This window comes from Chryseobacterium sp. RR2-3-20 (genome assembly GCF_017808115.1).
Classification (GTDB): Bacteria; Bacteroidota; Bacteroidia; order Flavobacteriales; family Weeksellaceae; genus Chryseobacterium; species Chryseobacterium oryzae.
On the sequence record NZ_JADQBD010000006.1, the window covers coordinates 34151 to 59026 of the forward strand.

The 24876-nt window shown below is 35.4% G+C and carries 31 protein-coding genes; 22 read left to right on the forward strand and 9 right to left on the reverse strand.

Features of this window, described 5'->3' with window-relative positions:
- Positions 1-32: 32 nt before the first annotated feature.
- The 11 genes from IV513_RS02625 to IV513_RS02675 all read left to right on the forward strand — a co-directional run bounded on the left by IV513_RS02625 (position 33) and on the right by IV513_RS02675 (position 9076).
- Positions 33-464 carry an Rrf2 family transcriptional regulator gene (locus IV513_RS02625; protein ID WP_209388965.1) on the forward strand — a complete coding sequence of 144 codons (432 nt, stop codon included), beginning with the start codon at positions 33-35 and terminating at the stop codon, positions 462-464.
- Positions 465-548: 84 nt separating this feature from the next.
- Entirely contained in the window at positions 549-1586 is a 1038-nt protein-coding gene (nirK, locus tag IV513_RS02630; protein WP_209388966.1) for a copper-containing nitrite reductase, read from the forward strand.
- A gap of 41 nt (positions 1587-1627) precedes the next feature.
- Positions 1628-2464 carry a formylglycine-generating enzyme family protein gene (locus tag IV513_RS02635; RefSeq protein WP_209388967.1) on the forward strand — a complete coding sequence of 279 codons (837 nt, stop codon included), beginning with the start codon at positions 1628-1630 and terminating at the stop codon, positions 2462-2464.
- Positions 2465-2469: 5 nt separating this feature from the next.
- Complete coding sequence (locus IV513_RS02640) at positions 2470-3033, forward strand: SCO family protein (RefSeq protein WP_209388968.1); 564 nt, start codon at positions 2470-2472, stop codon at positions 3031-3033.
- Positions 3034-3052: 19 nt separating this feature from the next.
- Entirely contained in the window at positions 3053-3478 is a 426-nt protein-coding gene (locus IV513_RS02645) for a c-type cytochrome (RefSeq protein ID WP_168638225.1), read from the forward strand.
- Between the two features lie 250 nt (positions 3479-3728).
- Positions 3729-4454 carry an iron-sulfur cluster repair di-iron protein gene (gene ric, locus IV513_RS02650; protein WP_209388969.1) on the forward strand — a complete coding sequence of 242 codons (726 nt, stop codon included), beginning with the start codon at positions 3729-3731 and terminating at the stop codon, positions 4452-4454.
- A gap of 12 nt (positions 4455-4466) precedes the next feature.
- Positions 4467-6710, forward strand: coding sequence for a nitric-oxide reductase large subunit (locus tag IV513_RS02655; protein ID WP_209388970.1), 2244 nt, complete (start codon positions 4467-4469; stop codon positions 6708-6710).
- 65 nt (positions 6711-6775) lie between these two features.
- A complete protein-coding gene (locus tag IV513_RS02660; RefSeq protein ID WP_209388971.1) occupies positions 6776-7228 on the forward strand; it encodes a hemerythrin domain-containing protein in 453 nt (150 codons plus the stop codon).
- Between the two features lie 24 nt (positions 7229-7252).
- On the forward strand, positions 7253-7621 hold the full coding sequence (locus IV513_RS02665) for a DUF488 domain-containing protein (RefSeq protein ID WP_209388972.1): 369 nt from the start codon (positions 7253-7255) through the stop codon (positions 7619-7621).
- Positions 7622-7652: 31 nt separating this feature from the next.
- Positions 7653-7868, forward strand: a complete 216-nt coding sequence (locus IV513_RS02670) for a hypothetical protein (RefSeq protein WP_209388973.1) — start codon at positions 7653-7655, stop codon at positions 7866-7868.
- 2 nt (positions 7869-7870) lie between these two features.
- Positions 7871-9076 carry a hypothetical protein gene (locus IV513_RS02675; RefSeq protein ID WP_209388974.1) on the forward strand — a complete coding sequence of 402 codons (1206 nt, stop codon included), beginning with the start codon at positions 7871-7873 and terminating at the stop codon, positions 9074-9076.
- On the opposite strand, the gene IV513_RS02680 is transcribed toward IV513_RS02675, so the two are convergent.
- Both IV513_RS02680 and IV513_RS02685 read right to left on the reverse strand, forming a co-directional pair.
- The gene (locus IV513_RS02680; RefSeq protein WP_209388975.1) at positions 9066-9479 is read right to left on the reverse strand and encodes an Rrf2 family transcriptional regulator; all 414 of its coding nucleotides are present in this window, start codon (positions 9477-9479) and stop codon (positions 9066-9068) included. The two genes, IV513_RS02675 and IV513_RS02680, sit on opposite strands and share 11 nt — an antisense overlap.
- Before the next feature lie 43 nt (positions 9480-9522).
- On the reverse strand, positions 9523-9987 hold the full coding sequence (locus tag IV513_RS02685) for a cytochrome c (protein WP_209388976.1): 465 nt from the start codon (positions 9985-9987) through the stop codon (positions 9523-9525).
- A 179-nt stretch (positions 9988-10166) separates the two neighbouring features.
- Between IV513_RS02685 and IV513_RS02690 the strand changes: the two genes are divergently transcribed.
- The 8 genes from IV513_RS02690 to IV513_RS02725 all read left to right on the forward strand — a co-directional run bounded on the left by IV513_RS02690 (position 10167) and on the right by IV513_RS02725 (position 16121).
- On the forward strand, positions 10167-10799 hold the full coding sequence (locus tag IV513_RS02690; RefSeq protein WP_209388977.1) for a Crp/Fnr family transcriptional regulator: 633 nt from the start codon (positions 10167-10169) through the stop codon (positions 10797-10799).
- A 67-nt stretch (positions 10800-10866) separates the two neighbouring features.
- Positions 10867-11661: a sulfite exporter TauE/SafE family protein gene (locus IV513_RS02695; protein WP_209388978.1), complete on the forward strand. Its 795-nt coding sequence runs from the start codon at positions 10867-10869 to the stop codon at positions 11659-11661.
- A 141-nt stretch (positions 11662-11802) separates the two neighbouring features.
- On the forward strand, positions 11803-13218 hold the full coding sequence (locus IV513_RS02700; protein WP_209388979.1) for a rhodanese-like domain-containing protein: 1416 nt from the start codon (positions 11803-11805) through the stop codon (positions 13216-13218).
- Between the two features lie 11 nt (positions 13219-13229).
- Positions 13230-13793, forward strand: coding sequence for a YeeE/YedE family protein (locus IV513_RS02705; RefSeq protein ID WP_209388980.1), 564 nt, complete (start codon positions 13230-13232; stop codon positions 13791-13793).
- A gap of 11 nt (positions 13794-13804) precedes the next feature.
- The gene (locus tag IV513_RS02710; RefSeq protein ID WP_209388981.1) at positions 13805-14287 is read left to right on the forward strand and encodes a DUF6691 family protein; all 483 of its coding nucleotides are present in this window, start codon (positions 13805-13807) and stop codon (positions 14285-14287) included.
- 220 nt (positions 14288-14507) lie between these two features.
- On the forward strand, positions 14508-14804 hold the full coding sequence (gene trxA, locus IV513_RS02715) for a thioredoxin (RefSeq protein WP_209388982.1): 297 nt from the start codon (positions 14508-14510) through the stop codon (positions 14802-14804).
- Between the two features lie 2 nt (positions 14805-14806).
- On the forward strand, positions 14807-15520 hold the full coding sequence (locus IV513_RS02720) for a thioredoxin domain-containing protein (protein ID WP_209388983.1): 714 nt from the start codon (positions 14807-14809) through the stop codon (positions 15518-15520).
- Between the two features lie 4 nt (positions 15521-15524).
- Complete coding sequence (locus IV513_RS02725) at positions 15525-16121, forward strand: TlpA disulfide reductase family protein (RefSeq protein WP_209388984.1); 597 nt, start codon at positions 15525-15527, stop codon at positions 16119-16121.
- Positions 16122-16207: 86 nt separating this feature from the next.
- On the opposite strand, the gene IV513_RS02730 is transcribed toward IV513_RS02725, so the two are convergent.
- Positions 16208-17293: an endonuclease/exonuclease/phosphatase family protein gene (locus IV513_RS02730; RefSeq protein ID WP_209388985.1), complete on the reverse strand. Its 1086-nt coding sequence runs from the start codon at positions 17291-17293 to the stop codon at positions 16208-16210.
- Between the two features lie 173 nt (positions 17294-17466).
- On the opposite strand from IV513_RS02730, the gene IV513_RS02735 reads away from it, so the two are divergent.
- Positions 17467-17844 (forward strand): VOC family protein, encoded by a 378-nt coding sequence (locus IV513_RS02735; protein ID WP_209388986.1) that lies wholly within the window; start codon positions 17467-17469, stop codon positions 17842-17844.
- A 59-nt stretch (positions 17845-17903) separates the two neighbouring features.
- Here the strand turns inward: IV513_RS02735 and IV513_RS02740 are convergent, their stop codons facing one another.
- Both IV513_RS02740 and IV513_RS02745 read right to left on the reverse strand, forming a co-directional pair.
- Positions 17904-18287, reverse strand: a complete 384-nt coding sequence (locus IV513_RS02740) for a DUF1634 domain-containing protein (protein ID WP_209388987.1) — start codon at positions 18285-18287, stop codon at positions 17904-17906.
- Positions 18284-19114, reverse strand: a complete 831-nt coding sequence (locus tag IV513_RS02745; RefSeq protein ID WP_209388988.1) for a sulfite exporter TauE/SafE family protein — start codon at positions 19112-19114, stop codon at positions 18284-18286. Before IV513_RS02745 ends, IV513_RS02740 begins: the two co-directional genes overlap by 4 nt.
- A 294-nt stretch (positions 19115-19408) precedes the next feature.
- On the opposite strand from IV513_RS02745, the gene IV513_RS02750 reads away from it, so the two are divergent.
- Together IV513_RS02750 and IV513_RS02755 are read left to right on the forward strand one after the other, a co-directional pair.
- Positions 19409-19984 (forward strand): DUF1543 domain-containing protein, encoded by a 576-nt coding sequence (locus IV513_RS02750; RefSeq protein WP_245168837.1) that lies wholly within the window; start codon positions 19409-19411, stop codon positions 19982-19984.
- A 76-nt stretch (positions 19985-20060) separates the two neighbouring features.
- Positions 20061-21170 carry a 5-(carboxyamino)imidazole ribonucleotide synthase gene (locus IV513_RS02755; protein WP_209388989.1) on the forward strand — a complete coding sequence of 370 codons (1110 nt, stop codon included), beginning with the start codon at positions 20061-20063 and terminating at the stop codon, positions 21168-21170.
- A gap of 49 nt (positions 21171-21219) precedes the next feature.
- Here the strand turns inward: IV513_RS02755 and IV513_RS02760 are convergent, their stop codons facing one another.
- The 4 genes from IV513_RS02760 to IV513_RS02775 form a co-directional block, all read right to left on the reverse strand.
- Positions 21220-21453 carry a hypothetical protein gene (locus IV513_RS02760; RefSeq protein ID WP_209388990.1) on the reverse strand — a complete coding sequence of 78 codons (234 nt, stop codon included), beginning with the start codon at positions 21451-21453 and terminating at the stop codon, positions 21220-21222.
- A gap of 213 nt (positions 21454-21666) precedes the next feature.
- Complete coding sequence (locus tag IV513_RS02765; protein ID WP_209388991.1) at positions 21667-22020, reverse strand: hypothetical protein; 354 nt, start codon at positions 22018-22020, stop codon at positions 21667-21669.
- A gap of 59 nt (positions 22021-22079) precedes the next feature.
- On the reverse strand, positions 22080-24200 hold the full coding sequence (locus IV513_RS02770) for a cation:proton antiporter (RefSeq protein WP_209388992.1): 2121 nt from the start codon (positions 24198-24200) through the stop codon (positions 22080-22082).
- A gap of 5 nt (positions 24201-24205) precedes the next feature.
- The gene (locus IV513_RS02775) at positions 24206-24772 is read right to left on the reverse strand and encodes a hypothetical protein (RefSeq protein WP_209388993.1); all 567 of its coding nucleotides are present in this window, start codon (positions 24770-24772) and stop codon (positions 24206-24208) included.
- Positions 24773-24876 lie beyond the last annotated feature (104 nt).

Sequence of the window (24876 nt, forward strand, 5' to 3'; positions counted from 1 at the left end):
ATTCCTAACTTTGTCACATAAAATAAGAGATAATGTTTTCTAAAACCTGTGAATACGCCATACGAGCCTTGATCTTTATTGCGCAGAAATCGAAAGATCGAAGTCGGATAAGCATCAAAGATATTTCATCGGGTATAGATTCTCCGGAATATTTCATTGCAAAAATACTTCAGGATCTCAGTAGAAAAGGTTTTGTACAATCGGCAAAAGGACCCAACGGTGGTTTCTATATGGATGATGCCAATCTTGAACAGTCTGTAGCTGATATTGTGAGAGAAATAGATGGTGACAAACTATTTTCGGGTTGCGGTCTTGGTCTTAAAGAATGTTCGGAAGATCACCCTTGTCCTATCCATAATGATTTTAAACACATACGACAGGAAATAAAAACAATGTTGGAAGAATCTAGAATTCAACTTTTTGTAGAAAATCTGGATTTAAAACTGACATTCCTAAAACAATAAAAAAAATTATTACAATAAAATACTAAAAGGTGTTTTTTATCTTTTTAATTTATTGGTACTAAATGTTACTCAAATATTTCAGTTATGAAAAAGACATTCATCATCGCAACAGTTTTATCAGCTTTCATCAGTCTGAATTCCTGTAAACAAAACAATTCTACAAGCTCTGAAAATAATTCAGATACAGAGAAAATTAAAACGGACGGTTCCGTAGAAGAGCAAAAATCTGTAGCACCGCCCAATGTGCCGGCTCCTGTTGGAGATCGAGCAGCAAAGAAAGTTGTCGTTCGTCTCGAAACCATTGAGAAGACTGGCGAATTGGCAGACGGTACGCAATATAATTTCTGGACTTTCAACGGAACAGTTCCGGGAAGTTTTATCCGTGCAAGGGTAGGCGATGAAATCGAACTTCACTTAAAAAATAATGAAAACAATACATTCCCTCACAACATCGACCTCCACGCTGTTAATGGTCCCGGTGGCGGTGCAGAAGCCACTTTCGTAGCGCCGGGAACGGAAAAAGTTTTCAATTTTAAAGCAACTAATCCTGGATTGTATGTTTACCATTGTGCCACAGCTCCTGTAGGAATGCACATTGCCAACGGAATGTACGGTCTCATCCTTATCGAACCGGAAGGCGGACTGCCAAAAGTGGATAAAGAATACTACATTATGCAGGGCGATTTCTACACCAAAGGGAAATTTGGTGACAAAGGTCTTCAGGAATTCGATATGGATAAAGCCATTTCAGAACATCCGGAATATGTTGTATTTAACGGAAAAACCGGAGCTCTTTTGGGCGATGGCGAATTGCAGGCAAAAGTAGGTGAAACTGTACGTTTTTTCGTAGGAAACGGTGGCCCGAACCTTACGTCTTCTTTCCACGTTATCGGGGAAATCTTTGACAAGGTATATATGGAAGGCGGCAGCAAAATCAATGAAAATGTACAGACCACGGTTATTCCTCCTGGTGGAGCGTCTATTGTAGAGTTCAAAGCAACCGTTCCCGGTGAATATGTGATTGTTGACCACGCAATTTTCAGAGCTTTCAACAAAGGAGCTTTAGGCAAAATTAAAGTTACAGGACCGGATAATCCTGCAGTTTTTAAAAAGAATCCATAATTTTTTTTCTTGTTTCATTGAGGTTTAGCAAATACAAAGCAATGAGAGTTTTTGTCTTCATTTGTGCAGTCATCCTGAATTTGGGTTTAGCTTCCTGTTCACAATCTCCCAAAAGTCATCAGAGTACGTCTGTAGCAGATCATCAGTTAGAATTCATTTCCAGTTCAAAAAAAATGATGAAAATAGACAGCGGATCGTACAGAGCTTTTATCGGAAAAGATTCTAACAATATTATTAAAGTAAAATCTTTTTATATTGATAACAGCCCGGTGACCAATGCAGAATATCTCACATTTCTGAAAGCTAATCCTCAATGGACCAGAAGCAAAGTGCTTCGGTTATACGCAGACAGCACATACCTCAAACATTGGAAAGGCGATTATCAGCTTCCGGAAAAAATAAATCCCGACGCTCCCGTCACCAATGTTTCCTGGTTTGCCGCAGAAGCGTATGCTAAAAGTGTGGGCAAAAGGCTTCCAACAATAGAAGAATGGGAATATGTAGGACTTGCAGACCGCACTTCTAAAAATGCTTCTGATAAACCTCATTTTACAGATTTTATACTTAGAGAATACCAACAGCGGAAAAGCAATATTAATAAAGTGGTAAGACAAGGTGAACCCAATTTTTACGGCGTTTACGATATGTACGGAATGGTTTGGGAATGGACGTACGATTTCAATTCGGTGATGATGAGCGGAGAATCCAGAAAAGACAATACCACCAACGAGTCTTTGTTTTGTGCCGGTGGTGCCATTACCGCTTCGGATCTTAGAAATTATGCTGCCTTTGTGCGTTATGCACTTCGCGGAAGTATCAAAGCTAACAACTGTCTCAACAATCTCGGTTTCCGATGTGCAAGAGATTTTGAAAATTAAAAAAAATGAAAAACTTACTTTATATTTTGTTGGCAATGGCAAGTTTGTCCTGCAGCAAAAAAAACGAAGAAATAAGTCCGGATTCCATTTATAATGTCAGTTCCAAATGGGAGAAACAGGACGGTAAAACCATTACGTTTTCTGATATGAAAGGGAAAGTTCTGGTTACTGCAATTATTTTTACATCGTGTAAAACCGCTTGCCCGAGACTCACTGCCGAGATGAAAACCATCTCCCAAAAAGTAGGAAAAACCAATCCGGAAGACATCCAGTATGTTTTGATTTCCATTGATCCGAAAAACGATACGCCCCAAGTAATGAAAGCTTATCTGGATACCAATAAATTCGATGAAAAACAATGGACATTTATCCGCAGCAACGAGGATGATACGCGGGAACTCGCCAACGTAATGGCTGTTAAATACAAAGAAATTTCGCCGATAGAGTTTTCCCACTCCAATATCATCAGTGTCTATTCCAAAAAAGGAACTTTAGCTTACCAAAAAGAAGGTCTGGACTCCGGCGATGATGACCTTGTAAAAGAAATTAAAAAACAAATAGAATTATAATCCATAAAAATCTTTAGTAATGAAAAACTTATTTTTTACAGCAATTTTGCTCTCTCTTACCATCACTTCTTGCTCAGAAAAAAAAGAACAAGTAGCAGAACAGCAGCCCACAACAGAATCCAATACAATGATGGAGGAACCAAAACCTGCAGCATCTGCTGATACTGCTTCAACAACAGCCGCAGCAAAGCCCGAAGACGAAGGCAAAGCTCTTGTAGAAGGCGCAGACTGCCTGTCTTGTCACAAGGTAGATTCTAAATTGGTGGGACCGTCTTATCAGGACGTAGCAGCAAAATATACCGATGCCGATATCGACCATCTTGCACAAAAAGTGATTGATGGCGGAAAAGGTGTTTGGGGCGATATCCCGATGACACCGCACGCCGGACTCAGCAAAGAGAACGCTCAGAAAATGGTAAAATATATCCTTTCACTTAAAAAATAGATTACCAACTTAATCAATACTATTTTGTCATTCCGTAGGAATCTCAATTTACTGATGATGAATTAAGGACTTATTCTGAATGGATTCCTTCGGAATGACAAATAATAGGCTTGAATAAAACTAAAACAGAGTTGTTTATAGTTAAATAGAAGATTTATTGATAATGAACTATATCCAATTCAAAAACTAAAAACCAGAAAATCAACATAAAAAAATTTTAAAATAATAAAAGATAAAAAAGTATTTAATTATGAATATCAAGACAGATTTTATAGGAGAGATTGTCGCTGAAGATTTCAGAACCGCAGCAATCTTTAAAAAATACGGCATTGATTTTTGCTGTAAAGGCGGAAGAACAATAGAGGAAGCTTGTAGTCCGAAGAGTTTGGATAAAGATCAAATCTACTCAGACATAGAAAATCTTCCGAAAACGGATGGAAATTCTATCGATTTCAACAGTTGGCCCTTGGATCTTTTGGCAGATTATGTGGAGAAAACACATCACCGTTATGTGGAAGAAAAAACGCCAGTTCTACAACAGTTTTTAGATAAATTATGCAAAGTTCACGGTGGCGCACATCCGGAGTTATTCGAAATTAGAGATTTGTTTTTTGCGTCTGCACAGGATTTGGCAGCACACATGAAAAAAGAAGAATTGATTCTTTTCCCTTTTGTGAAAAATATGGTGAAGGCGAAAATTTCTAATGAAGCTATTCCGCAACCACCTTTTGGATCTGTAGAAAATCCCGTCAATATGATGAAGCACGAGCATACCATTGAAGGAGAACGATTGAGAAAAATCGCAGATATTACAAACGAATATACGCCTCCTGCAGATGCCTGTAATACGTATAAAGTGACATTCGCAATGCTTCAGGATTTTGAAAATGATTTGCATAAACATATTCATTTAGAAAATAATATTCTCTTTCCAAAAGCGATTCAATTAGAAAAAGAATTTTCAGTAGAACACTAAATTGAGAAAAGTATGACCACCAAAAAATTATGGACCTGGCTTGCAGCCGTCATCATAGGTTCTTTTGCCGTACTGATCTACTATGGCGTAGATATTTATAGGAAAATCCCGCCTGTTCCGGATAAGGTTGTTACTACTGACGGAACAGTCATAGCTACCGGGCAGGACATCAAAGACGGTCAGAATGTTTGGCAATCTATCGGCGGACAGACTGTCGGTAGTATTTGGGGACACGGAGCCTATATTGCACCCGATTGGAGTGCCGATTATCTCCATCGTGAATCTTTGCTTCTTCTGGAAGAACTGGCTAAAAAAGAGGGGAAAGTCTATAAAGATTTACCGGATGACGAGCAGGCAAAATATCAGGTATTACTGAAAAAAGAACTTCGTAAAAATACCTTAGACGAAGCTACCAATACAATTGTGATTTCTCCTGAAAGAGCAAAAGTACAGGCAGAACTGGCAGATTACTACGCTAAAATATTTATGAATGCGCCGGAAATGGCAAAACTGAGAGATCAGTACGCCATCCCGAAAAATACGGTAAAAACTCCGGAAAGAATGGCAAAAATGAATGCCTTTTTCTCCTGGGCAGCATGGGTTTGCATCACGGATCGTCCTGGTGACGATGTAACGTACACCAACAACTGGCCACACGATGAATTGATTGGAAATATTCCGCCGCCATCATTGCACCTTTGGTCGGGTTTCAGTGTATTAATGTTATTGGGCTGTGTTGGATTATTGGTTTTCTATCATGCTAAAAATAAAGAAGAAGAGATAAGCGAGATGCTGCCTTTGGAAGATCCGCTCAGAAATATGAAACCAACACCTTCTATGAGAGCAACGCTGAAATATATTTGGGTAGTGGCATTACTGATTTTGGTGCAGATGCTTGCCGGTGTCATCACAGCGCACTACGGAGTCGAGGGAAGTGGATTCTATGGTTTTCCTTTGGATGAATTTTTACCACAATCAATATCCCGAAGTTGGCACGTACAATTAGCCATTTTCTGGATTGCAACATCTTGGTTAGCCACTGGATTGTACATTGCTCCCGCAGTTTCAGGCTATGAGCCGAAGTATCAGGTTTTAGGAGTCAATATTTTATTTGGAGCATTACTGATTGTTGTTTTCGGTTCTTTAGCAGGACAATGGTTAGGAGTAATGCAGAAATTAGGATATGTAGATAATTTTCTTTGGGGACATTCGGGTTACGAATATGTAGAACTGGGTAGAATTTGGCAGATCTTATTGTTAGTAGGATTAATTCTTTGGTTAATTCTTATGGTAAGAGCACTTTTACCCGCATTGAAAAAGAAAGATGGTGACAGACATTTACTATTATTGTTCACACTTTCCGCAGTAGCAATTGCCCTATTCTATGGAGCCGGATTGATGTACGGAAGACAAACCCATATGGCCATTGCAGAATACTGGAGATGGTGGGTGGTTCACCTTTGGGTAGAAGGATTCTTCGAAGTTTTTGCAACCGTTGTAGCAGCCTTTTTATTTACAAGATTGGGATTATTAAGATTAAAGGCAGCAACTCATGCTGTATTATTTTCAACCATTATTTTCCTAGCGGGAGGTATTTTGGGAACGTTCCACCACTTGTATTTCAGTGCGACGCCAACAGCAGTTTTGGCTTTGGGAGCTACATTCAGCGCACTTGAAATTGTTCCTTTGGTTTTAATTGGGTTTGAAGCTTATCAAAATTATCAGATCAGTAAATCTACCAAATGGATCAAAGCATACAAATGGCCAATCTACTGTTTCATCGCCATGTGTTTTTGGAATTTCCTTGGTGCAGGTATTTTCGGGTTTGCCATCAATCCACCGATTGCATTGTACTATATTCAAGGACTCAATACAACCGCAGTTCACGGCCACGCCGCACTGTTCGGAGTGTATGGAATCTTGGGAATTGGTTTAATGATGTTTATGTTGAGAGGATTATATCCTGACAGAGAATGGAATGATAAACTCATCGGCTGGGCATTTTGGCTAACAAATATCGGATTGTTAGTAATGGTAACCATCAGTTTGTTGCCGATAGGAATTATGCAATCCGTAGCCTCTATTAAAGAAGGATATTGGTACGCTCGTTCCGCAGAATTTATGCAGACCGATATGATGCATACTTTACGTTGGCTGCGTGTTCCCGGTGACATTTTACTGGCGCTAGGAGAGATGCTGTTGGTAATTTTCATTATCGGACTGAAAACCGGCTGGTCGCTTAAAGAGAAAAGATAATCAATTATTTAATCATGAGAACTGTCATTGCTTTTGTAGTGGCAGTTCTTTTTAAATTTTAAGTTATGAAAAGAAACGAAAATTTAATCCTGCTTTCCCGAGACCATCATTTTGGTTTGCTTTGTTGCTGGAAAATCCGTCAGGGCATCAAAAAAGAGGTTTCTTACGAACGAATCAAAAATTACATTAATTATTATTGGGAAAAGAATCTTCATAACCATTTCAAGACTGAAGATGATGTGCTTCCGGAATTGTCGAACGAGGGTTTACAGAACCAAATGGAGAAAGAACATCGCGAAATTAGCCGTTTAATTGGAAGTATCAATCAATCAAATAACCAACAGTTGCTATCAGATTTTGCTGATGCTTTATACAAACATATCCGTTTTGAGGAAAGAAGTGTTTTTCCTTATCTTGAAGAACATCTTTCCGATGAACAGATGGATACAATAGGTTTAGAATTAAGCCAACATCATCACAAAGAAGAAGATGATTATGAGGATGAATTTTGGAAATAATCATCAATTTTAAAAAATAAATCAATGGAAATCGTATTAAAAAGAGTGTACGAAGATGCTTCTCCCGAAGATGGTTACCGTGTTTTGGTAGATCGGATTTGGCCAAGAGGAATCTCAAAAGAAAAAGCCGCTTTGGATGAGTGGGACAAAGATCTTGCACCATCAACAGAACTTCGGGAGTGGTTTCATCACGATCCTTTGCTTTGGGACGAGTTTTCCCGGAAATATAAAGAAGAGCTTTTGGAGCGAAATCCCGGAAAGCCTTTTTTAGAAAAAAATGGGCAACAGGAAAAAATCACGTTGGTTTATGCAGCAAAAGATGAAAAACATTGTCATCCTTTGGTTTTGAAAGACTATCTGGAACAATTGCTCAACAGCAAATCAAAAAAATAACTTTGATATTAAATTAAAAACTTTAACTTAAATGAATCATACTTTAGGAGATTATCTTTATCTGGCAATGGGAGAGTGCAACGGACACAAAGTGGTAATGGGAATTGGATACACCTACGATTATGCCGACAAAAAAGCAAAACAGTTTGAAAAAGCCAGCTCCGGAACTGTAAAATATCTGGATGTTTCGGTGGTGAAAACTGGTGATAAAGCCAAATGTCGCACCATGGAAAGAATCGCGGATTAACTATGAAAAACTTTGGATTTTGGGTAAAACTCTGCCTTTTCAATTTCTTCATTGTGTCGGTTGTGGGCGTGATGATGCGGTACGAAATGGCGTTTTCCCTTCCTTGGTTTTCTCATCAGTTTATGCAGGAATCGCATTCCCATTTTGCATTTTACGGTTGGGTAAGTGCTGCGATTTATCTTTTTGTGACGAAATATCTCAGCGAAAGTAAAAAAGAAATCAATCTCCAAAAATACCAATGGATGATGATTTTCAATCAGATAGGTTCTTATGGGATGTTGTTCAGTTTTTTATATGGCGGTTATTTTTGGCTTTCCATCGTTTTTTCTTCTGTGGCATTGTTTACGGGTTTTGCCTATTTTGGATTTTTACTTTCCGATACCAAACATAATAAGAATCCCGAAATGATCTGGCTGAAAACCGGTGCTTTTTTCGCCACATTTTCTGCGATAGGAATTTTTGGATTGGCTTATTTTTCATCGAAGAAAGATGAGTTTGAAGTGCTTTTCCGAGCTTCCACTTATTTTTATCTGCATTACCAGTACAACGGATTCTTTTTGTTTTCGTGCATTGGTTTGTTTTTGATTGCTTTAAAAAAATATCAAATCAACATTTCGGAAAAATGGAATAAAACGGTTTTTTATTTACTTTCAATAGGCTGTTTCTTCGGATATGGACTTTCTATTTTGTGGATAAAAATGAGTGATTATTGGCTCTTTTTCTTCGGTTTGATTGCCATTGTTCAGTTACTTGGAGCGGTTTTATTTCTAAACTGGATAAGAAAAATCAATTGGTTTCAGAATCAGAATTTTACGGGTAAATTACTTTTGTCTGTGGTTGGATTGGCTTTTTTGGGGAAATTCGTTCTTCAGAGTTTGTCGGTAATACCACCTTTGGGTGTATTTTTCTTCAACAATATAAATCTGATTATTGCCTATCTTCATTTGGTTTTGCTAATGGGAATAAGCCTTTTTCTGATTTGGAACATCGTAACGGTATCCAACATCAAAATCAATAAAATACTTAAAATAAGCATTCTAATGCTTGTGTTCGGAATTGTTTTGAATGAACTGATTTTAGGACTTTCAGGGATATTTTCTGTCTTTTACATTCCTTTTTTAAGTGCGAAATTTTGGCTGTTATTTGCTTCGTTGGTGATGATGATTTCCATTGTTACTTTGTTCAAAACATTGAAATTTAAATCATAAGAGTTCCGAAGTCCTTCAATTCTTTAATTTTGTACTGAAACATCATGATGATTTTCTGTCTTATTTCAGCCGCTAAATGATGTATGGGACAAGGGTTTTGCGAATTGCACGTTTTCAGCCCTAAAAGACATGAAGAGAGAACTTCTTTTCCTTCAAAATTTTCATAGATATCCTGTATCGTTAATTTCTCAACTTGTTCTTCGGTCATAAAAAAGCCGCCTCCTTTTCCTTTTCCGGAAGAGATAAGTCCTTTTTTTGTAAGTTGCTGCAAAATTTTGGAAGTAAACGCTGCAGGTGTACCAATTTTTTCAGAAATAGCTTTTATTCCGGTTTTCTCATTCTCGTTGGCGAGAACAATGCAGGCTTTAATTGCGTATTGACAGGTGTTGGAAAAAATCAGCATTTACATTTTTCAAGTATAGCAAAGTTAAGTATTTGTGGTTAAATTACTCAGCAGTTATTTTGTAGGTTTTATGGCAGGAAACGCAGTTGTTGAGGAGTTGGTTCATTTTTTCCTGAATCTGTTGTCGGTCATAATTTTTTTGAGCCATTTTTGCCATAGCATCAAAAAGTTCGTGGGTATTGAAGCCCATTTCTTTAAATCCGAGAGGCAGGGAACGTATCATCCCTTGTGGAACTTCATTTATTTTGCAGGTTCCGGATTGTTTTTCCACTTTAGCAATAATTTGAGGATCATTTTTAGCAATACCTTCATTAACTTGCTGTACACTTTCCAAAAAACCTCGCATTTCTTTCATTATAAACTCTCGGTTTTCTTTAGGCATTTTTATTTCTGTTCTTCCATCTTTTGCAAGTTCAACTTTTTCGCCCTGATAAAAGAATTTGTAAATGAGGACTGCGTTTGCCACAAGGGAAATAATTAAAGCTACAATGGTGATTTTTTTATACATTTTGACTGTATTTGAAATTGAATATGAATATTTTTTATCATAGCAAAGGTAGTTCTTTAATCGGATAAAAGTATCTTATTTAAAAAAATAAACAGTGTTTTATGGGAAAAATCATGATGGAATTGTATAAAACATAAAATTTAGTGAACTTTGCAGATTTATAATGCTAAATTCGTTATATGCAGTCATCTATTCTTAATTCAGAATTTACTTCTTCGCCAGAACTGGTAGAGAAACTTTACAAAAACGGTGTTGCAAAAACGTATTGTGAAGGTGATATTATTTTAGATGAAAATGCCTCAATCCGATCTATTCCGATTGTGATGAATGGAATGCTGAAAGTCATCCGTACCGAAGAAGACGGTAGAGAAATTCTGTTGTACTACATTAAAGCGGGTGAAAGCTGCATTATGTCTTTTCTCGGCGGAATGCACAACGAAAAAAGCATTGTAAAAGCTGAAGTTGAGGAAGATACCGAAATTCTTTTTCTCCCCGTGGACAAAGTTTCTCTTTTCATTAAAGAATATCCGGAATGGCTGGATTATATCTTCAGGCTTTATCACAAGCGTTTTGAAGAATTGCTGGATATTATCAATGCTATTGCATTTAAAAAAGTGGACGAAAGATTACTGAATCTTCTCCATAAAAAATCCGAAATCCTTAATTCTACAACGATTTCCGTAACGCATGAGCAACTCGCCAACGAACTTGGAACTGCAAGAGTAGTCATTTCGAGATTGTTAAAACAATTGGAATATTCAGGAAAACTGAAATTGGGAAGAAACAAAATCGAACTTTTAAGTACAATCTAGTCTTATGTAACAAAAGTAGCGGTACACCTTTTCCAGGAGTTTCATCTTTACAGCATAAAGTTGAGAAATGGAAATTTTTGGATATATCGCTTCAGTTTTTATAGGAATTTCATTGGGATTAATCGGCGGCGGCGGAAGTATTCTTACCGTTCCCGTTTTGGTATATCTTTTTGGGATGGATGCTTTTTTGGCAACAGAATACTCACTTTTCATTGTAGGAATAAGTAGTTTAGTCGGTTCTGTATCTTACTTTAAAAACGGTTTGGTTAATCTTAAAACGGCTTTGGTTTTCGGGATTCCTTCCATCATTTCTATTTTTCTTACCCGGAATTATATTTTACCGATAATCCCGAATAATGTTTTTACTGTCAATAGTTTCGTTCTAACCAAAAATATTTTGCTATTACTGGTTTTTGCTGTTCTTATGATTTTGGCTTCCTATAAAATGATTATCAAAAATTCTAAAAACAAGGCTAAAAACCCCGGATTTCAGAAAGATAATACGCTTTTGGCGGTGGGCGAAGGCTCAGTTGTCGGCATTCTGACAGGTTTGGTAGGTGCAGGAGGTGGCTTTATGATTATTCCGGCATTGGTTAATCTTCTCAAAACACCTATGAAAATTGCCATTGGAACTTCACTCGTCATCATTTCACTCAATTCGCTCATCGGATTTTTTGTATCGGCCAACAATTTGGCAATCAACTGGAAATTACTTTTAACAATCTCATCCATTGCTATTGTAGGGATTATTATCGGGTCACAATTATCAAAAAAAATTGATGGTAAAAAGTTGAAACCTGCATTCGGTTGGTTTATTTTGGTGATGGGAATTTATATCATTATAAAGGAAATCTTCTTATAAATATTTTGGCTTCACCGAGCCACGAGAAATTCTCTGTTTTAGAAATGAATTTCTTATGTAACAAAAGTGACTGTACAGAAAATCATAAACCTGGAAATTTGTATCAAATAAAATCAATTATAAAATTTAAATCATAAAAAAATGAAAATAGAACAGATTTATACAGGATGTCTTGCACAGGGCGCATATTATATCGTTTCTAATGGTGAGGCTGCCATTATTGACCCTTTAAGAGAAACTCAACCGTATCTCGACAGATTGCAAAAAGACAATGTGAAGCTCAAATATATCTTTGAAACACATTTTCACGCCGATTTTGTAAGCGGACATTTGGATTTAAGTACCAAAACCAATGCACCCATAGTTTACGGTCCCACTGCACAACCAGAATTCGAAGCTATTATTGCAGAAGACCATCAGGTTTTTTGGGTAGGTGATATCAAAATAAAAGTTCTGCACACGCCTGGTCACACCATGGAAAGTTCTTCTTTTCTCCTCATAGATGAAAATGGTGAAGATAAAGCCCTATTTAGCGGAGATACATTGTTTTTGGGCGATGTGGGCCGTCCGGATTTGGCACAAAAAGCGGCAAATATGACTCAGGAAGAGTTGGCTGGGTTGCTTTACGAGAGTTTATATAATAAAATTCTCCCTCTGGATGATGATATTACCGTATATCCAGCGCATGGAGCCGGTTCTGCATGTGGTAAAAATATGCAGAAAGAAACGGTGGACTCTTTGGGAAACCAGAAAAAGACCAATTATGCACTGAATCAGAAAGATAAGGAAAGTTTTATCAAAGCAGTTACGGATGGTCTTTTACCGCCACCTGCTTATTTCGGGATGAATGTAGCAATGAACAAAAAAGGATACGATAGCTTCGATGAGGTTTTATCTAAAGGTTTACAGGCACTTTCCCCTGATAAGTTCGAAGAATTGGCAGAACATTCCGGAGCGTTGGTATTGGATGTTAGGGAAAATGGCGATTTTGCGAAAGGTTTTGTGCCACAATCCATCAATATTGGGCTGAATGGTGATTTTGCACCTTGGGTAGGCGCGTTGATGGTAGATGTAAAGCAGCCAATTCTTCTCATTACCAACAGAAATGAAGAGGAAGAAACGGTAACAAGACTGAGCAGAGTTGGTTTCGATAATGTTCTAGGATTTCTGCAAGGTGGTTTTGAAGATTGGAAAAATAGTGGAAAAGAAATAGACTCAGTCAACAGAATTTCTGCGAAGGAATTTGAAGAAGAAATAAAAGGAAAAGAAGCAACAATTGTGGATGTGCGAAAAGAATCCGAATATAATGCAGAACATGTTCAGGAGGCTTTCAACAGACCTTTGGCTTATATTAATGATTGGATAAATACAATAAATCCTGCAGAGCATTTTTACCTTCATTGTGCCGGAGGTTACAGGAGTATGATGGCTGCAAGCATTCTTCAGGCAAGAGGTTACAGAAATTTTTCCGAAATTGAGGGCGGTTTCAATGCCATTGCACAAACAGATATTCCTAAAAGTGATTTTGTTTGTCAAACCAAGATTTTAAATATTTAATAAAAACATCAATGTTAGAAATTATAAAAGAACCCTGGCCGTGGTATGTTGCAGGTCCTTTAATTGGGCTTACTGTACCGGCTTTGCTTATTTTGGGTAACAAATCATTTGGGATTAGTTCATCGCTCAGGCATATTTGTGCAGCGTGTGTCCCGGCCAATATCGGTTTTTTCAAATACGACTGGAAAAAAGAGCTTTGGAATCTTTTTTTTGTTTTCGGAATTTTTTTAGGCGGAATCATTGCTTCCCATTTCTTAATGAATCCCGGAGAAATGTCCGTAAATCCTGCACTTAAAACAGAACTTGCAAATTACGGAATTACAGATTACAGCAATCTTGTCCCGGTTCAATTAATGAATTTTGCAGGTTTATTAACATTAAGAGGTTTCATAATGATGGTGGTCGGCGGATTTTTAGTTGGTTTCGGAACCCGCTATGCGGGTGGTTGTACCAGCGGACACGCTATTATGGGGTTGTCTAATCTGCAATGGCCGTCTTTGGTGGCAACAGTTTGTTTTATGGTAGGTGGCTTTTTCATGGCGAATGTAATTCTGCCCATTATTCTTTCACTTTAATTTTAAAATCAATGGAAAAAGAAAAAGATATCCGTCATCAGGACAGTGTTTGTACCAACGAAAGCCATCTGAAGCACCAATGGTATCACAATCTGAAATATCTTGTATTGGGCATTTTATTCGGGATTGTATTTGTAAAAGCAGAAGTTATCAGTTGGTTCAGGATTCAGGAAATGTTCCGCTTGCAGTCTTTTCACATGTACGGTGTTATTGGAAGTGCTGTTGTTACGGGAATGCTATCGGTTTTCATCATCAAAAAATTCAATATCAAAACTATTTACGGAGAGAAAATCTCTATTGCTCCGAAAACGTTTAACAAAGGTCAAATCTACGGCGGACTTATTTTTGGATTTGGCTGGGCAATTACCGGAGCTTGTCCGGGGCCACTTTTTGCACAAATAGGAACAGGAGCTTTGGCTATAACGGTTACCTTATTAAGTGCTGTTTTCGGAACATGGGTTTACGGATATTTCCGGGAAAAATTACCGCATTGACGTGTAGATAATGTAAATTTAATTGAAAAAAAGAATGCAGAGTCAACTTTAAAAACTGAAATTTGTATTTTAGTTCATATTTTAGAAAAGATATAATAAAAACTCTATATTCATTCTTTTTGGAGAAATTTTTGATTCATAGAATGCAATAAATGAACATTTTATAAAGTTAAAATTTCAATTTACACTCGAAACGGAAAATAAATTAAAAAATAATATAATGAATAAATTTCAGGAACTTATTAATCAGGATAAACCTGTTTTGGTAGATTTTTTTGCAGAATGGTGCGGTCCTTGCAAAATGCAGGCTCCTATTCTTCAGGATTTGAAAAAGAAAATTGGTGATGATGCAAGTATTGTTAAGATTGATGTTGATAAAAATCAGGCAGTTGCTGCACAATTCGGAATTCGAAGTGTTCCTACTTTGATGATTTTTAAAAACGGAGAAGTAAAATGGAAGCAGTCTGGTGTTTTTCAGGCAGAGGAATTGGAAAAACTCATTAAACAAAACAGCTAAAAATGTCGAGAAAAAATATAATCACAATTCTGTTTGTTATTGCATTTTTTGGAGTCGGAAATGCACAAAATACCAATGAAAACAGTCTTTCCGTTGCTGTTTTTTCTAAAAAGCTGGAACAGACCAAAGATGCACAGTTAGTAGATGTGAGAACGCCCGGAGAATTCCAGAACGGGCATCTTAAAAATGCAATGAATATCGACTGGAATGCAGAAGATTTTACGGATAAAGTAAAAACTCTTAATAAAGAAAAACCTGTTTTTGTTTATTGCATGAGCGGTCCAAGAAGTACCGCTGCAGCTGCCAAATTAAAAGAAATGGGTTTTAAAAATGTTTATGATTTGCAAGGTGGAATGATGAAATGGAGGAGTGCCAATCTTTCTGAAATTAAAAAGTCTACTTCCAAAGGAATAAGTTTAGCTCAATTTAATGAAATGATTAAAAATGATCTTCCTGTTTTGGTAGATTTCTATGCAGAATGGTGTGCTCCGTGCAAAAAAATGGAACCTTATTTAAAGAAAATGTCTGCGGAAATGCCGGATAAAGTAAAAATTGTAAGAATTAATGCAGACGAAAATACCGAGATATGTAAAGAATTGGGGGTTTCTGCACTTCCGGTTCTTAAATTATATAAAAACAATCAGTTGGTTTGGGATAATCTTGGTTTTGTAACAGAAGAACAGGTGAAAAAGCAAATCTCAGAAATCAAACGTTAAAATTTTGGAAAAGTTTAAACTTTGGCTTAAAAAAAATTGGAGTACAGTATTACTTTTTTCATTATTTGTAGTATTACTGGTGAATAAAGATGCAAAAGCATGGACGATGCGACAAATTCTTTCAACCGGAATATTCAATCCGAAAATTGAAGAACAAAACGAAACGAGTACTGAAAAGATAGAAGAAAAATCAGAAAATTTAATCGTTAAAAATGAAAATGATGAAATTATTCAGACTTCTGATCTTAAAGGTAAGGTAGTTTTCATCAATTTCTGGGCATCATGGTGTCCTCCGTGTCGTGCCGAATTTCCTTCAATTCAAAAGTTTTACAATGAATATAAGAACCATAAAAATCTGGTTTTTCTAACGGTAAATTTGGATGATGATCCGAGTGCCGGGAAAATGTATCTTAGAAAAGAAAAATTCAGTATTCCGTTTTTAACTCCGAGTGGTTCTATTTCAGAAAAATATTTCAATGGATCTCTTCCAACCACAGTAATCTTAGATAAATCAGGAAAAATCAGAATGCAGCATAATGGAATGGCAGATTACAGTAAAAATTCATTTTATGAAGAAATTAATCGTCTTTTGAATGAGTAATTTCAATATAAATTTCCAGAAAACAGAGAATCATTAGATTTTCTGTTTTTTTTTGATGGTATTTTAATGAAAAATATTTAAAAAAATTAGTCTTCGGTAGCAATTTTTTCACGTTCGCTGCTTTCTTTTTTTCCTTCCAGAATCATTTCTTCGGCTTCTGCTTTTTCTTGAAAATCAGCAGTTTCAATTTGAGATTCCTGTTCATCATTTTTATGATCGATAAAAAATTCACAAAAAACAGCAAGGTGATCAGAACCAAAATTGTCTAATGTTTTCAGGTCTTCGATAAAAATTTCTTCACTGTGAAACATTAAATCTATAGGAAATCTGAACAGTCTATATTTGGCATGAAATGTAGAAACCAAAGCACGACCAATTCTGGGATCAATCAGCTCACTTGTTTTTCTGAATAATATAGAAGATTTAGACCATGCTACATTGTTGAAATCTCCCACAACAATCACGGGTTGTTCTATTTGGCGCACCCTTTTTGCAGTGGATAACAAATCGCCGTCTCTTTCCTTAGACGTTTCTTCTTCAGTAGGACTTGGCGGCGGTGGATGAACTCCAAAAAATACAAATTTATAGCCGTCATCAGTTTTCAAATGGGCTTCAATGGTTGGGATATCATCGGCAACGAAAAAATGAGTTTTAGATTGTTCAATTTTTATTTTAGAATAAAAGTGCATTCCATACGTGTTTTCCAGCGTTACTTTATGGTGAAAAGGATAATTTTTTTCTAATACCGTTAAGGCATTTTCCCAACTCCCATTGCTTTCCATCGTGAGAAACATTTCTGGTTTACAATCGTTAATTAAATGGATGAATCGTTGATAATCTTTGTTGAACTGATAAACGTTAGCAGATATAAAATGAATTTTTTCTGAAGAATTTTTACCGGGTTTATGCTTTTTAATCTTATACAGCGGTGTATATTTAATAAGAATTAGAGAGTGATAAATTAATAAAAACAGTAAAAATGCCTGATAATACCAAAAATGAGGGAATTTATCTTGAATAAGGAATGCCGAAAAAAAAACAAATGCAGCAATAATGGTTACCTGAATTTTTCCGGAATCTGGCACCCTGAAAATCCAGTGCTGACTTGGGATTTTTGGAAGTACAGAAAATAAAAACAATAAAAATACAAGTATATAATAAGCAGTCTGCATATTTTTTTATAAAGCGATAAAAATAGGTTTTTCTCCGCAATTTCGTGTTGATGAGATTTAAAATTTTGAAAACTTTTTTACATTTTAAGTTTCGTTTAAATCAAGTAATTATAAACCGGAATTTTGTCTTTTTGAAGATTAATGTATAGTTTTGAAAACCTATAAAAATAGAAATGAAAATTCATCATATTGCAATTATATGCTCAGATTACGAAATATCTAAAAGATTTTATACAGAAGTTTTGGGCTTGAAAATCCTCCGTGAAGTGTATCGCCAAGAAAGACAGTCATACAAATTAGATCTTGGAATAGGAGAGGACTATGTTATTGAACTTTTTTCTTTTCCCAACCCTCCAAAACGTTCATCTCAACCAGAAGCATGTGGTTTGAGGCATTTAGCGTTTTCTGTGGAAAATGTTAATGAAAAACGCGAAGAATTAATTCGAAAAGGATTAAAATGTGAAGAAATCCGTATCGATGAGTTTACTGGAAAAGAATTTTTCTTTACCCAAGATCCGGATTATTTACCGCTTGAATTTTATGAGAATTAAATCAGTTACCGTTATCAATCATCAATCATCAATCATCAATCATTAATCATTAATGATTATTAATGGGCATAACCCGTAAAGAAACTAATCGCCATAATTGCCAAAACAATTGTAGATATTACGACATATACGTAGTCTTTTTCCTTCATATAGCCGATTAATGCGAAAATAATTCTCATTAAAGGGGTGAAAATAAGCATCAGAATTCCCAACTGAATAATTGCCATACCATCACCTTTCATGAGTGTTTCCCAAAAATGGCTCCATACTTTTTCCGAAGAATTTCCCATTTCCAGCATGGTATATTTTCTTGGCATTTTAAAACCTTCAGTAAAAAGCTTTATAAAGCCAATGATGGAAGTACTCACCGAAAGAATAACTCCTAAACGAAGAAGATTCCCGACAGAACGGTTGAGGTCTAGGTCTGTAAAATCTTTTCTCATGAGAAATTGCTTCTTATACCGTTATACATCATGTAAATTGAAAGAATCGTTATTACTATTGCAAAAAAGGTTTTCAGTTTTTTGGTTTTAGATACCATTAAGGTTTTAGATCCTATAAAACTTCCTACTACAACACCAACTAAAACAGGAGCTACAATTACCGGAATAATTTCTCCTCTCTGGAAGTAAATAAGCGAACTTGCAACTGCTGTTACGCCAATCATAAAATTACTTGTGGTAGTAGAAACTTTAAAAGGAAGTCTCATCATATTATCCATTGCCAAAACCTTCAAAGCTCCGGAACCTATTCCTAAAAGCCCGGACATGGCTCCTGCAAACATCATCATAAAAAAACCAGGGATGGTATTTCGTGCTGCATAACTTTTAATTACGCCTTTGTCTGGGAAAGTGCCGTACAGTTTCAGCTTATCTTCAAGGCTCCCTTTGATAAGAGGTTCCTGATGATCGGGTTTTCCTTTTAAATTTAAGATTACCGTTAACAGAAGAATACTGGCGAAAATAATTCCAATGGTATTAGGATTCAGCATTCCGGAAACCAAAGCTCCTGCAATGGCTCCTGCTGTGGTAGCGATTTCCAGAAACATTCCTATCCGCATATTGGTAAAACCTTCTTTTACAAATGCAACGGCAGCTCCCGAAGAAGTTCCGATAACCGAAATAAGGGATGCACCAATGGCATAATGCATAGGAACGCCAAAACCAAGCGTTAATAATGGAATAATAATAACCCCACCTCCTAAACCGGTAAGCGAACCTAAAAGACCTGCTGAAATAGCGCCCAGAAAAAGTATGATGATCTCCGACATGTTACAAATATAAAACTCTTGAGGTTTTCCGACAAACAAAACATAACAGAAACATCATTTTTAATTTTTTTTTAAATAACTAAAATAGAATCTAAATGTATGTATCAACTTAGTATTTAAAATTCAAATAACTTTCTTTCAACGGTTGTATTTCTTTAAGGATTAAAAAAATACTAAAATAAAGGTTAAAAAAGTTATTTCAATTATTTCCGAAATACAAAATTTAATATTCACCACTGATTTTGAGATGTAATTTAAAAGCTGATCCTAAACTCATGGAAAAAAATAAATTTGATGTATTTTTGTACCATGAAGACAGGTTTAAAACTTTTTTATGTTATTTTGGGAGCGACTCCTAAAGGTAGAAATATTGAGCAGCACGATGTTTTTTTCGGCATTGCCCAAAGCCTGAAAGAACTCGTTCCGGATATGAAAGAATTTTGGAAAGAAGCCGATGGTAAAATCCATATCGACTGTTATCAGGAAGTTCTTTTTGCAGATGGTTTTGAAGTTGAAATTGTAGAAAGAACGGAACAGGTTTCAGAAGATAAACTGTACTTCATTAATTTAGGAGGATATAAAAAGGGTTTTTTTGAAGAATTTCACGAGCAACATTTAATGGTTGGAAATTCTATGGCAGAAATTGTTAAAAAGGCAAAAAACACCCATTTTTACAAAACGATGGGGTTTGAAGGTGCAGTAAGTCATATAGACGATAAACACGGAGTGGATATTGATGATATTTTTAATGTTCATGATATACTTCCTCAAAAAATGAAAGAACAATATTCGATTGTGTTAAAAAAATCTACAAGCAACAATCAGTTAAATCCTACAGAAACCGGGTATTTGAAAATTGATAAAATATAAAATCATTTTTTATTCGGAATTTACAGGATAATCTCTTTATTAACGAAATAAATCTAACAAAAAATAAAATTTAAAAATGAAAATAGGAATTTTAGGTGGCGGACAATTGGGAAGAATGCTCATTCAGGAAGCTTTAAAATATGATGATGAATTTTATACTTTAGATCCGGCTTCAGATGCACCATGTCATCATATTTCTTATTTTACTCAAGGAAATTTTAATGATTATGAAACCGTTTTAGAATTTGGTAAAGATAAGGATGTAGTAACCATAGAAATAGAACATGTAAATGCAGATGCATTGGCAGAACTGGAAAATAAGGGTATTAAAGTGGTTCCAAATTCAAGAATTATAAAAACAATTCAGCAAAAAATTCTTCAGAAAAAGTTTTATGAAGAAAATAATATTCCGAGTCCGGAGTTTGAAATTATGGACGGAAGTTCAGACGAAATAAAAATGCCTCTTCCTTTCGTGCAAAAAATGAATACCGGAGGTTATGATGGAAAAGGGGTACAGGTGATCCGAAATAACGAGGATATGAAAAACCTTTGGGTGCAGGATTCTGTCATCGAAAAACTTGTGGATATTGATAAAGAGCTTTCTGTTATTGTTGCAAAAAACGAAAATGGAGAAACAAAAACGTTTCCGGTAACAGAAATGGTGGCAGATCCTAAGCTTAATCTTCTGGATTTTAATGTTTGTCCGGTTTTTTTGAGTGAAGATATCGACAGTCAGATTAAATGTATTACCGAGAAATTCCTCAATACAGTACATTCTCCTGGTCTTTTTGCTATTGAATTATTTTTAGATAAAGAAGGAAAAGTGTGGGTAAACGAAACAGCTCCAAGACTTCACAATTCGGGACACCAAAGCCAGGAAGGCAATGCCAATTCTCAGTTTGAGCAGATGTATCGTGTGATAAAAAATCTTCCTTTGGCAGATACCGATACTTTCACATTCAGTGGAATGCTCAATTTGGTAGGAGCAGAAGGTTTTTCGGGAAAAGTTATTTATGAAGGAATGGATGAGGTTTTAAAGCTTCCCAAAACGTATGTACATTTATACGGCAAAACCGAAACTAAACCCGGAAGAAAAATGGGACACATTAATGTTTTAGCAGATTCGCGCGAAGAACTCATGGAAAAACTGATAAAAGTGAAATCTATGGTAAGAGTTATTGCTTAAGATCGTTTGAAAATTAGAAAGACTGCGAATAAGCAGTCTTTTTTCATTTTTAATTTCTTTGAAGATAATTATTTACATAATCCTCGTAAACACTTTTTAGGTTTTCGCTTTCATTGATGAAATATAATTCTGCATTTTCTGCAGTTTTCAAATGTTTTTTCAGTTGGAAATTTACTCTTAAAAAATGATAAGTAAAATAAAAAGACCCCACAATAACTAATATAAAATTGAAAATTATAAATTCTTTGTTGTTCTGATAATAAATATTAGGATTTATAATCATCTTAAAACAATTGTATATAAATGTTATAATCATTATTGTATTAAAACAGATAAAAAAATAATTTAAAAATTCTTTTTTCTGTATTTTTATAATATCATTTTTTAAAATATTAAATTCTTGTTCTCTTTTTTTAGCTCTTTGAATTTTAAATAATTTATAGTTTCTTAGTTCTTCGTTTATTTTTTCAATTTCTTTCATTAGGTTAGAAGTTTTTTAATTTTTAGGAAAATCAACAGACCATTTTTTCTCTTTTGAAATATAAATTAAATAAGGTCCTCCAAGTTGATCTGGGTAATATAGTTCATAATTTTCGGTATCATATTTTTGATAAATAGGTTTATCTGCCTGATCTTTTTCTAAACCGAGTTGCTCTAAAGTTTGCCAATCATCATTTTCGGGAAGTTTATAACTATTCTTTTTATAATCTTCGATATTCTCCACAATTGTATTCCCTTTTTTGATTTCGGAGTGGTAGGTAATTTCAATCGGAAGATTCCAATACACGATAAATGATAAAACAATGATGGCTATTGCTGATAAGGCTATAATAAGGGCTTTCTTCTTCATTCAATTTTTTAAAATGTTAAATAATAAAGCAGTTCAAAACTATGCTAAAGTTTTTACATTTACTTAAATATTTTTTTGATAACATTTCCTATTTCCATAAAATCATCATGGTTTCCTACGGCTCTTTTTTCTGAATTATTTTTATCAAATTCAGAATAAGGGAAAATTAAAAGATAATTTTTGTCCGATAGACTTCTATTCAGAAGATCAGGAATGAGCCGCATTCTCGGTATATAAGATTTCATACCTCTCTTTGCCATAAAAATAATTAAAGCTTCATCATCTTTCAGCTGTGCTGCGGTTTCCTCACCATCTTTCCAGGTATTCATGATGATAAATTCTGCTTCGATATTGGCTTTTTTTACAATATTCTGAAGGATATCCAAAATGTTTTCGGGTGCATAAAAAATGATGGTTGCTCCGGAATTTCTTGCAATATTCCATACTCTTACCAAAGAATGGAAGAACCCCGCTTCTTTATGAGCATTTTCAGGAATCATTACAGCATATCTTTTGATGGTAGATAAAGGCTGTGCTGCATGATACACCAAAACATTCACATCATCATTCTGAAGGTAACCGTTATAAAGATTGTAGACCAACGATGGAGAAAATCCTTTCTCATCTTCTATTCCGATAATCAAATCTGTAATTTTCTGTTCTTTAATAACGTTGTTTACACCGTTGATAACATCATTGTCGAATCTTTTTAAAGTTTTAATTTTTACATCTGCAGATGCGGCAGCGTCTGTAGCAGTATGAAGTAACTTCTCGGCATTTTTTAGGGAAGATTCATTGTTTTCTTCATTAATGATGTTGAGAGCAAATAAATCCTGAATATTGGAATGAGCTTTTATCAATATTCCAAGATTCACCATTCTTTCTACTGTTTTTTCATAATTGAGAGCCAATAATATGCTTTCTTCTTCGTGATTATTTCCGGAAACAGTATCTTCATTATCGCTTTCAGCTATTTTTTGGGCACTTGCCATTGAAACAAATGAAGAAATTGTACAGGAAATTAAAATCAGCAAGATACTTCCGTTCAAAACATGTTCATTGAGTAATCTAACAGGTTCTCCGGTTTCGCTTTCAGAAATAATTATATTATAACCAACCATTACCGAAGCTAGTGTTGCAGCCGCCGAAGCAGAACTTAACCCGAAAATGAGTTTGCCTTCTTCTTTAGATAATCTGAAGGTTTTTTGCGTGGCTACTGCCGATATGTATTTTCCACCGATAGATGCAATAAGCATTATTGCAGCTACTTCTAAGGTTTCCCAGCTTTTGAAAAACACTTTAAAATCTATCAGCATTCCCACACTTATTAGAAAAAACGGAATAAAAATGGCGTTTCCAACAAATTCTACGCGATTCATTAAAGATGAGGTGTGAGGAATTAATCTGTTTAATGCCAATCCTGCAAAAAAAGCTCCGATAATGGCTTCAACTCCCGCCAACTCAGCCAATAATGCAGCTAGATAAATCATGACCAGAACAAAAATGTACTGAGAAATTTTATCGTCTACTTTTTTAAAGAACCAACGTCCTATAATAGGAAATACGATAAGCACAATTAATGAAAAAAGGATAACAGAAATAGAAAGCTTCGTCCAAAATGCTGTTCCCACATCTCCTTGAGACATTCCTACAACTACCGCTAAAACAAGTAATGCAAGAATATCTGTAATCATTGTACCTCCAACGGTTATATTTACAGAAAGATTTTTGGCGATTCCCATTTTACTTACTAATGGGTATGCAATAAGCGTGTGAGAAGAAAAAAGACTCGCAAAAAGTACCGAAGTAAGTACAGAAAAATGGAGGATGTAATATCCGCCCAAATACCCTAATACAAAAGGAACCAGAAAAGTATAAATCCCAAAGGTTAAGCTTTTCCATTTATTTTTTTTGAAGTCGCCCATGTCTATTTCCAGCCCGGCAAGAAACATAATATAAAGCAATCCGGTAGTTCCGGTTACCACAATACTGCTGTCTCTTGATAGTACATTGAATCCGTTTGGGCCAATAATCGCTCCCGCTATAATTAAACCAAGCAGGTGCGGAACTTTTATTTTATTGAGTAATAATGGTGCTGCCAAAATAATGATAAGCACCAAAAGAAATTTCAGTACCGGATCTTCTATGGGAAGAGTAAGGTTGTGTAAACTAAGAATCATAGTGTTTATTTAGAAGGACGGGTCAACTCAACAGAAAATTTTGCCAGACAGTTTTTATCTACGGTGATGCTTCGGGTTCCCCGTATTTTGTTGGGTGTTATTTCGTTCAGTATAACATTCATTTCAACATTTTTTTTGGCAGTAGAATCGGTCTTGTAATTAAGTTTAATTTCCTGCTGATCCAGTTTGGCAGTATAAAGCCTTACCAAATTATTATTATTGATGATTTTTGTAAACAGTTGGGTAGAATCGCTGTCGAATTCCCAGTTGTCGATTCTTTGATCTCCGACTACGTAGTCGCTGCAATTAGATTCGGTACAGATTACTTTTCCGCTCCACAAACCGGAAATCTCTGTAGGCCATTTCATAATTTGTATGGAATCTTTTTGAGCAAAAATACTGTCGCGCATCTTGATTAAAGATTGATATTCTGATTCTTTTTTGGCAAATTCTTTTTCTTTTTCCAGAAGTTTATTTTCTCTGTCGGTAAGTTGTTGAGATTTTTCTTTATCATTACAACTTATGATAAGTAAGAACGAAAAAAGCAGAATGAAAGGAGATATTTTTATCATATTTTTTTAAATTGTACCAAAAGATATAAAAAAAACCAGAAAAAAGAAATCGTTAACGATACTTTAGGTGTTTAGTTTTTGGTGATTATTTAGTATTGATTGAA

What these genes read in the sequence shown, in the direction of transcription:
- IV513_RS02755 (WP_209388989.1), top strand. Translation starts at nt 20,061, where the DNA reads ATGAAAATAGGAATTTTAGGTGGCGGACAATTGGGAAGAATGCTCATT.
- IV513_RS02775 (WP_209388993.1), bottom strand. Translation starts at nt 24,772, where the DNA reads ATGATAAAAATATCTCCTTTCATTCTGCTTTTTTCGTTCTTACTTATC.
- IV513_RS02665 (WP_209388972.1), top strand. Translation starts at nt 7,253, where the DNA reads ATGGAAATCGTATTAAAAAGAGTGTACGAAGATGCTTCTCCCGAAGAT.
- IV513_RS02680 (WP_209388975.1), bottom strand. Translation starts at nt 9,479, where the DNA reads ATGCTGATTTTTTCCAACACCTGTCAATACGCAATTAAAGCCTGCATT.
- IV513_RS02740 (WP_209388987.1), bottom strand. Translation starts at nt 18,287, where the DNA reads ATGAGAAAAGATTTTACAGACCTAGACCTCAACCGTTCTGTCGGGAAT.
- IV513_RS02695 (WP_209388978.1), top strand. Translation starts at nt 10,867, where the DNA reads ATGGAAATTTTTGGATATATCGCTTCAGTTTTTATAGGAATTTCATTG.
- ric (WP_209388969.1), top strand. Translation starts at nt 3,729, where the DNA reads ATGAATATCAAGACAGATTTTATAGGAGAGATTGTCGCTGAAGATTTC.
- IV513_RS02675 (WP_209388974.1), top strand. Translation starts at nt 7,871, where the DNA reads ATGAAAAACTTTGGATTTTGGGTAAAACTCTGCCTTTTCAATTTCTTC.
- IV513_RS02760 (WP_209388990.1), bottom strand. Translation starts at nt 21,453, where the DNA reads ATGATTATAAATCCTAATATTTATTATCAGAACAACAAAGAATTTATA.
- IV513_RS02750 (WP_245168837.1), top strand. Translation starts at nt 19,409, where the DNA reads ATGTATTTTTGTACCATGAAGACAGGTTTAAAACTTTTTTATGTTATT.
- nirK (WP_209388966.1), top strand. Translation starts at nt 549, where the DNA reads ATGAAAAAGACATTCATCATCGCAACAGTTTTATCAGCTTTCATCAGT.
- IV513_RS02640 (WP_209388968.1), top strand. Translation starts at nt 2,470, where the DNA reads ATGAAAAACTTACTTTATATTTTGTTGGCAATGGCAAGTTTGTCCTGC.
- trxA (WP_209388982.1), top strand. Translation starts at nt 14,508, where the DNA reads ATGAATAAATTTCAGGAACTTATTAATCAGGATAAACCTGTTTTGGTA.
- IV513_RS02710 (WP_209388981.1), top strand. Translation starts at nt 13,805, where the DNA reads ATGGAAAAAGAAAAAGATATCCGTCATCAGGACAGTGTTTGTACCAAC.
- IV513_RS02685 (WP_209388976.1), bottom strand. Translation starts at nt 9,987, where the DNA reads ATGTATAAAAAAATCACCATTGTAGCTTTAATTATTTCCCTTGTGGCA.
- IV513_RS02645 (WP_168638225.1), top strand. Translation starts at nt 3,053, where the DNA reads ATGAAAAACTTATTTTTTACAGCAATTTTGCTCTCTCTTACCATCACT.
- IV513_RS02735 (WP_209388986.1), top strand. Translation starts at nt 17,467, where the DNA reads ATGAAAATTCATCATATTGCAATTATATGCTCAGATTACGAAATATCT.
- IV513_RS02690 (WP_209388977.1), top strand. Translation starts at nt 10,167, where the DNA reads ATGCAGTCATCTATTCTTAATTCAGAATTTACTTCTTCGCCAGAACTG.
- IV513_RS02745 (WP_209388988.1), bottom strand. Translation starts at nt 19,114, where the DNA reads ATGTCGGAGATCATCATACTTTTTCTGGGCGCTATTTCAGCAGGTCTT.
- IV513_RS02770 (WP_209388992.1), bottom strand. Translation starts at nt 24,200, where the DNA reads ATGATTCTTAGTTTACACAACCTTACTCTTCCCATAGAAGATCCGGTA.
- IV513_RS02635 (WP_209388967.1), top strand. Translation starts at nt 1,628, where the DNA reads ATGAGAGTTTTTGTCTTCATTTGTGCAGTCATCCTGAATTTGGGTTTA.
- IV513_RS02765 (WP_209388991.1), bottom strand. Translation starts at nt 22,020, where the DNA reads ATGAAGAAGAAAGCCCTTATTATAGCCTTATCAGCAATAGCCATCATT.
- IV513_RS02655 (WP_209388970.1), top strand. Translation starts at nt 4,467, where the DNA reads ATGACCACCAAAAAATTATGGACCTGGCTTGCAGCCGTCATCATAGGT.
- IV513_RS02625 (WP_209388965.1), top strand. Translation starts at nt 33, where the DNA reads ATGTTTTCTAAAACCTGTGAATACGCCATACGAGCCTTGATCTTTATT.
- IV513_RS02720 (WP_209388983.1), top strand. Translation starts at nt 14,807, where the DNA reads ATGTCGAGAAAAAATATAATCACAATTCTGTTTGTTATTGCATTTTTT.
- IV513_RS02700 (WP_209388979.1), top strand. Translation starts at nt 11,803, where the DNA reads ATGAAAATAGAACAGATTTATACAGGATGTCTTGCACAGGGCGCATAT.
- IV513_RS02730 (WP_209388985.1), bottom strand. Translation starts at nt 17,293, where the DNA reads ATGCAGACTGCTTATTATATACTTGTATTTTTATTGTTTTTATTTTCT.
- IV513_RS02670 (WP_209388973.1), top strand. Translation starts at nt 7,653, where the DNA reads ATGAATCATACTTTAGGAGATTATCTTTATCTGGCAATGGGAGAGTGC.
- IV513_RS02660 (WP_209388971.1), top strand. Translation starts at nt 6,776, where the DNA reads ATGAAAAGAAACGAAAATTTAATCCTGCTTTCCCGAGACCATCATTTT.
- IV513_RS02705 (WP_209388980.1), top strand. Translation starts at nt 13,230, where the DNA reads ATGTTAGAAATTATAAAAGAACCCTGGCCGTGGTATGTTGCAGGTCCT.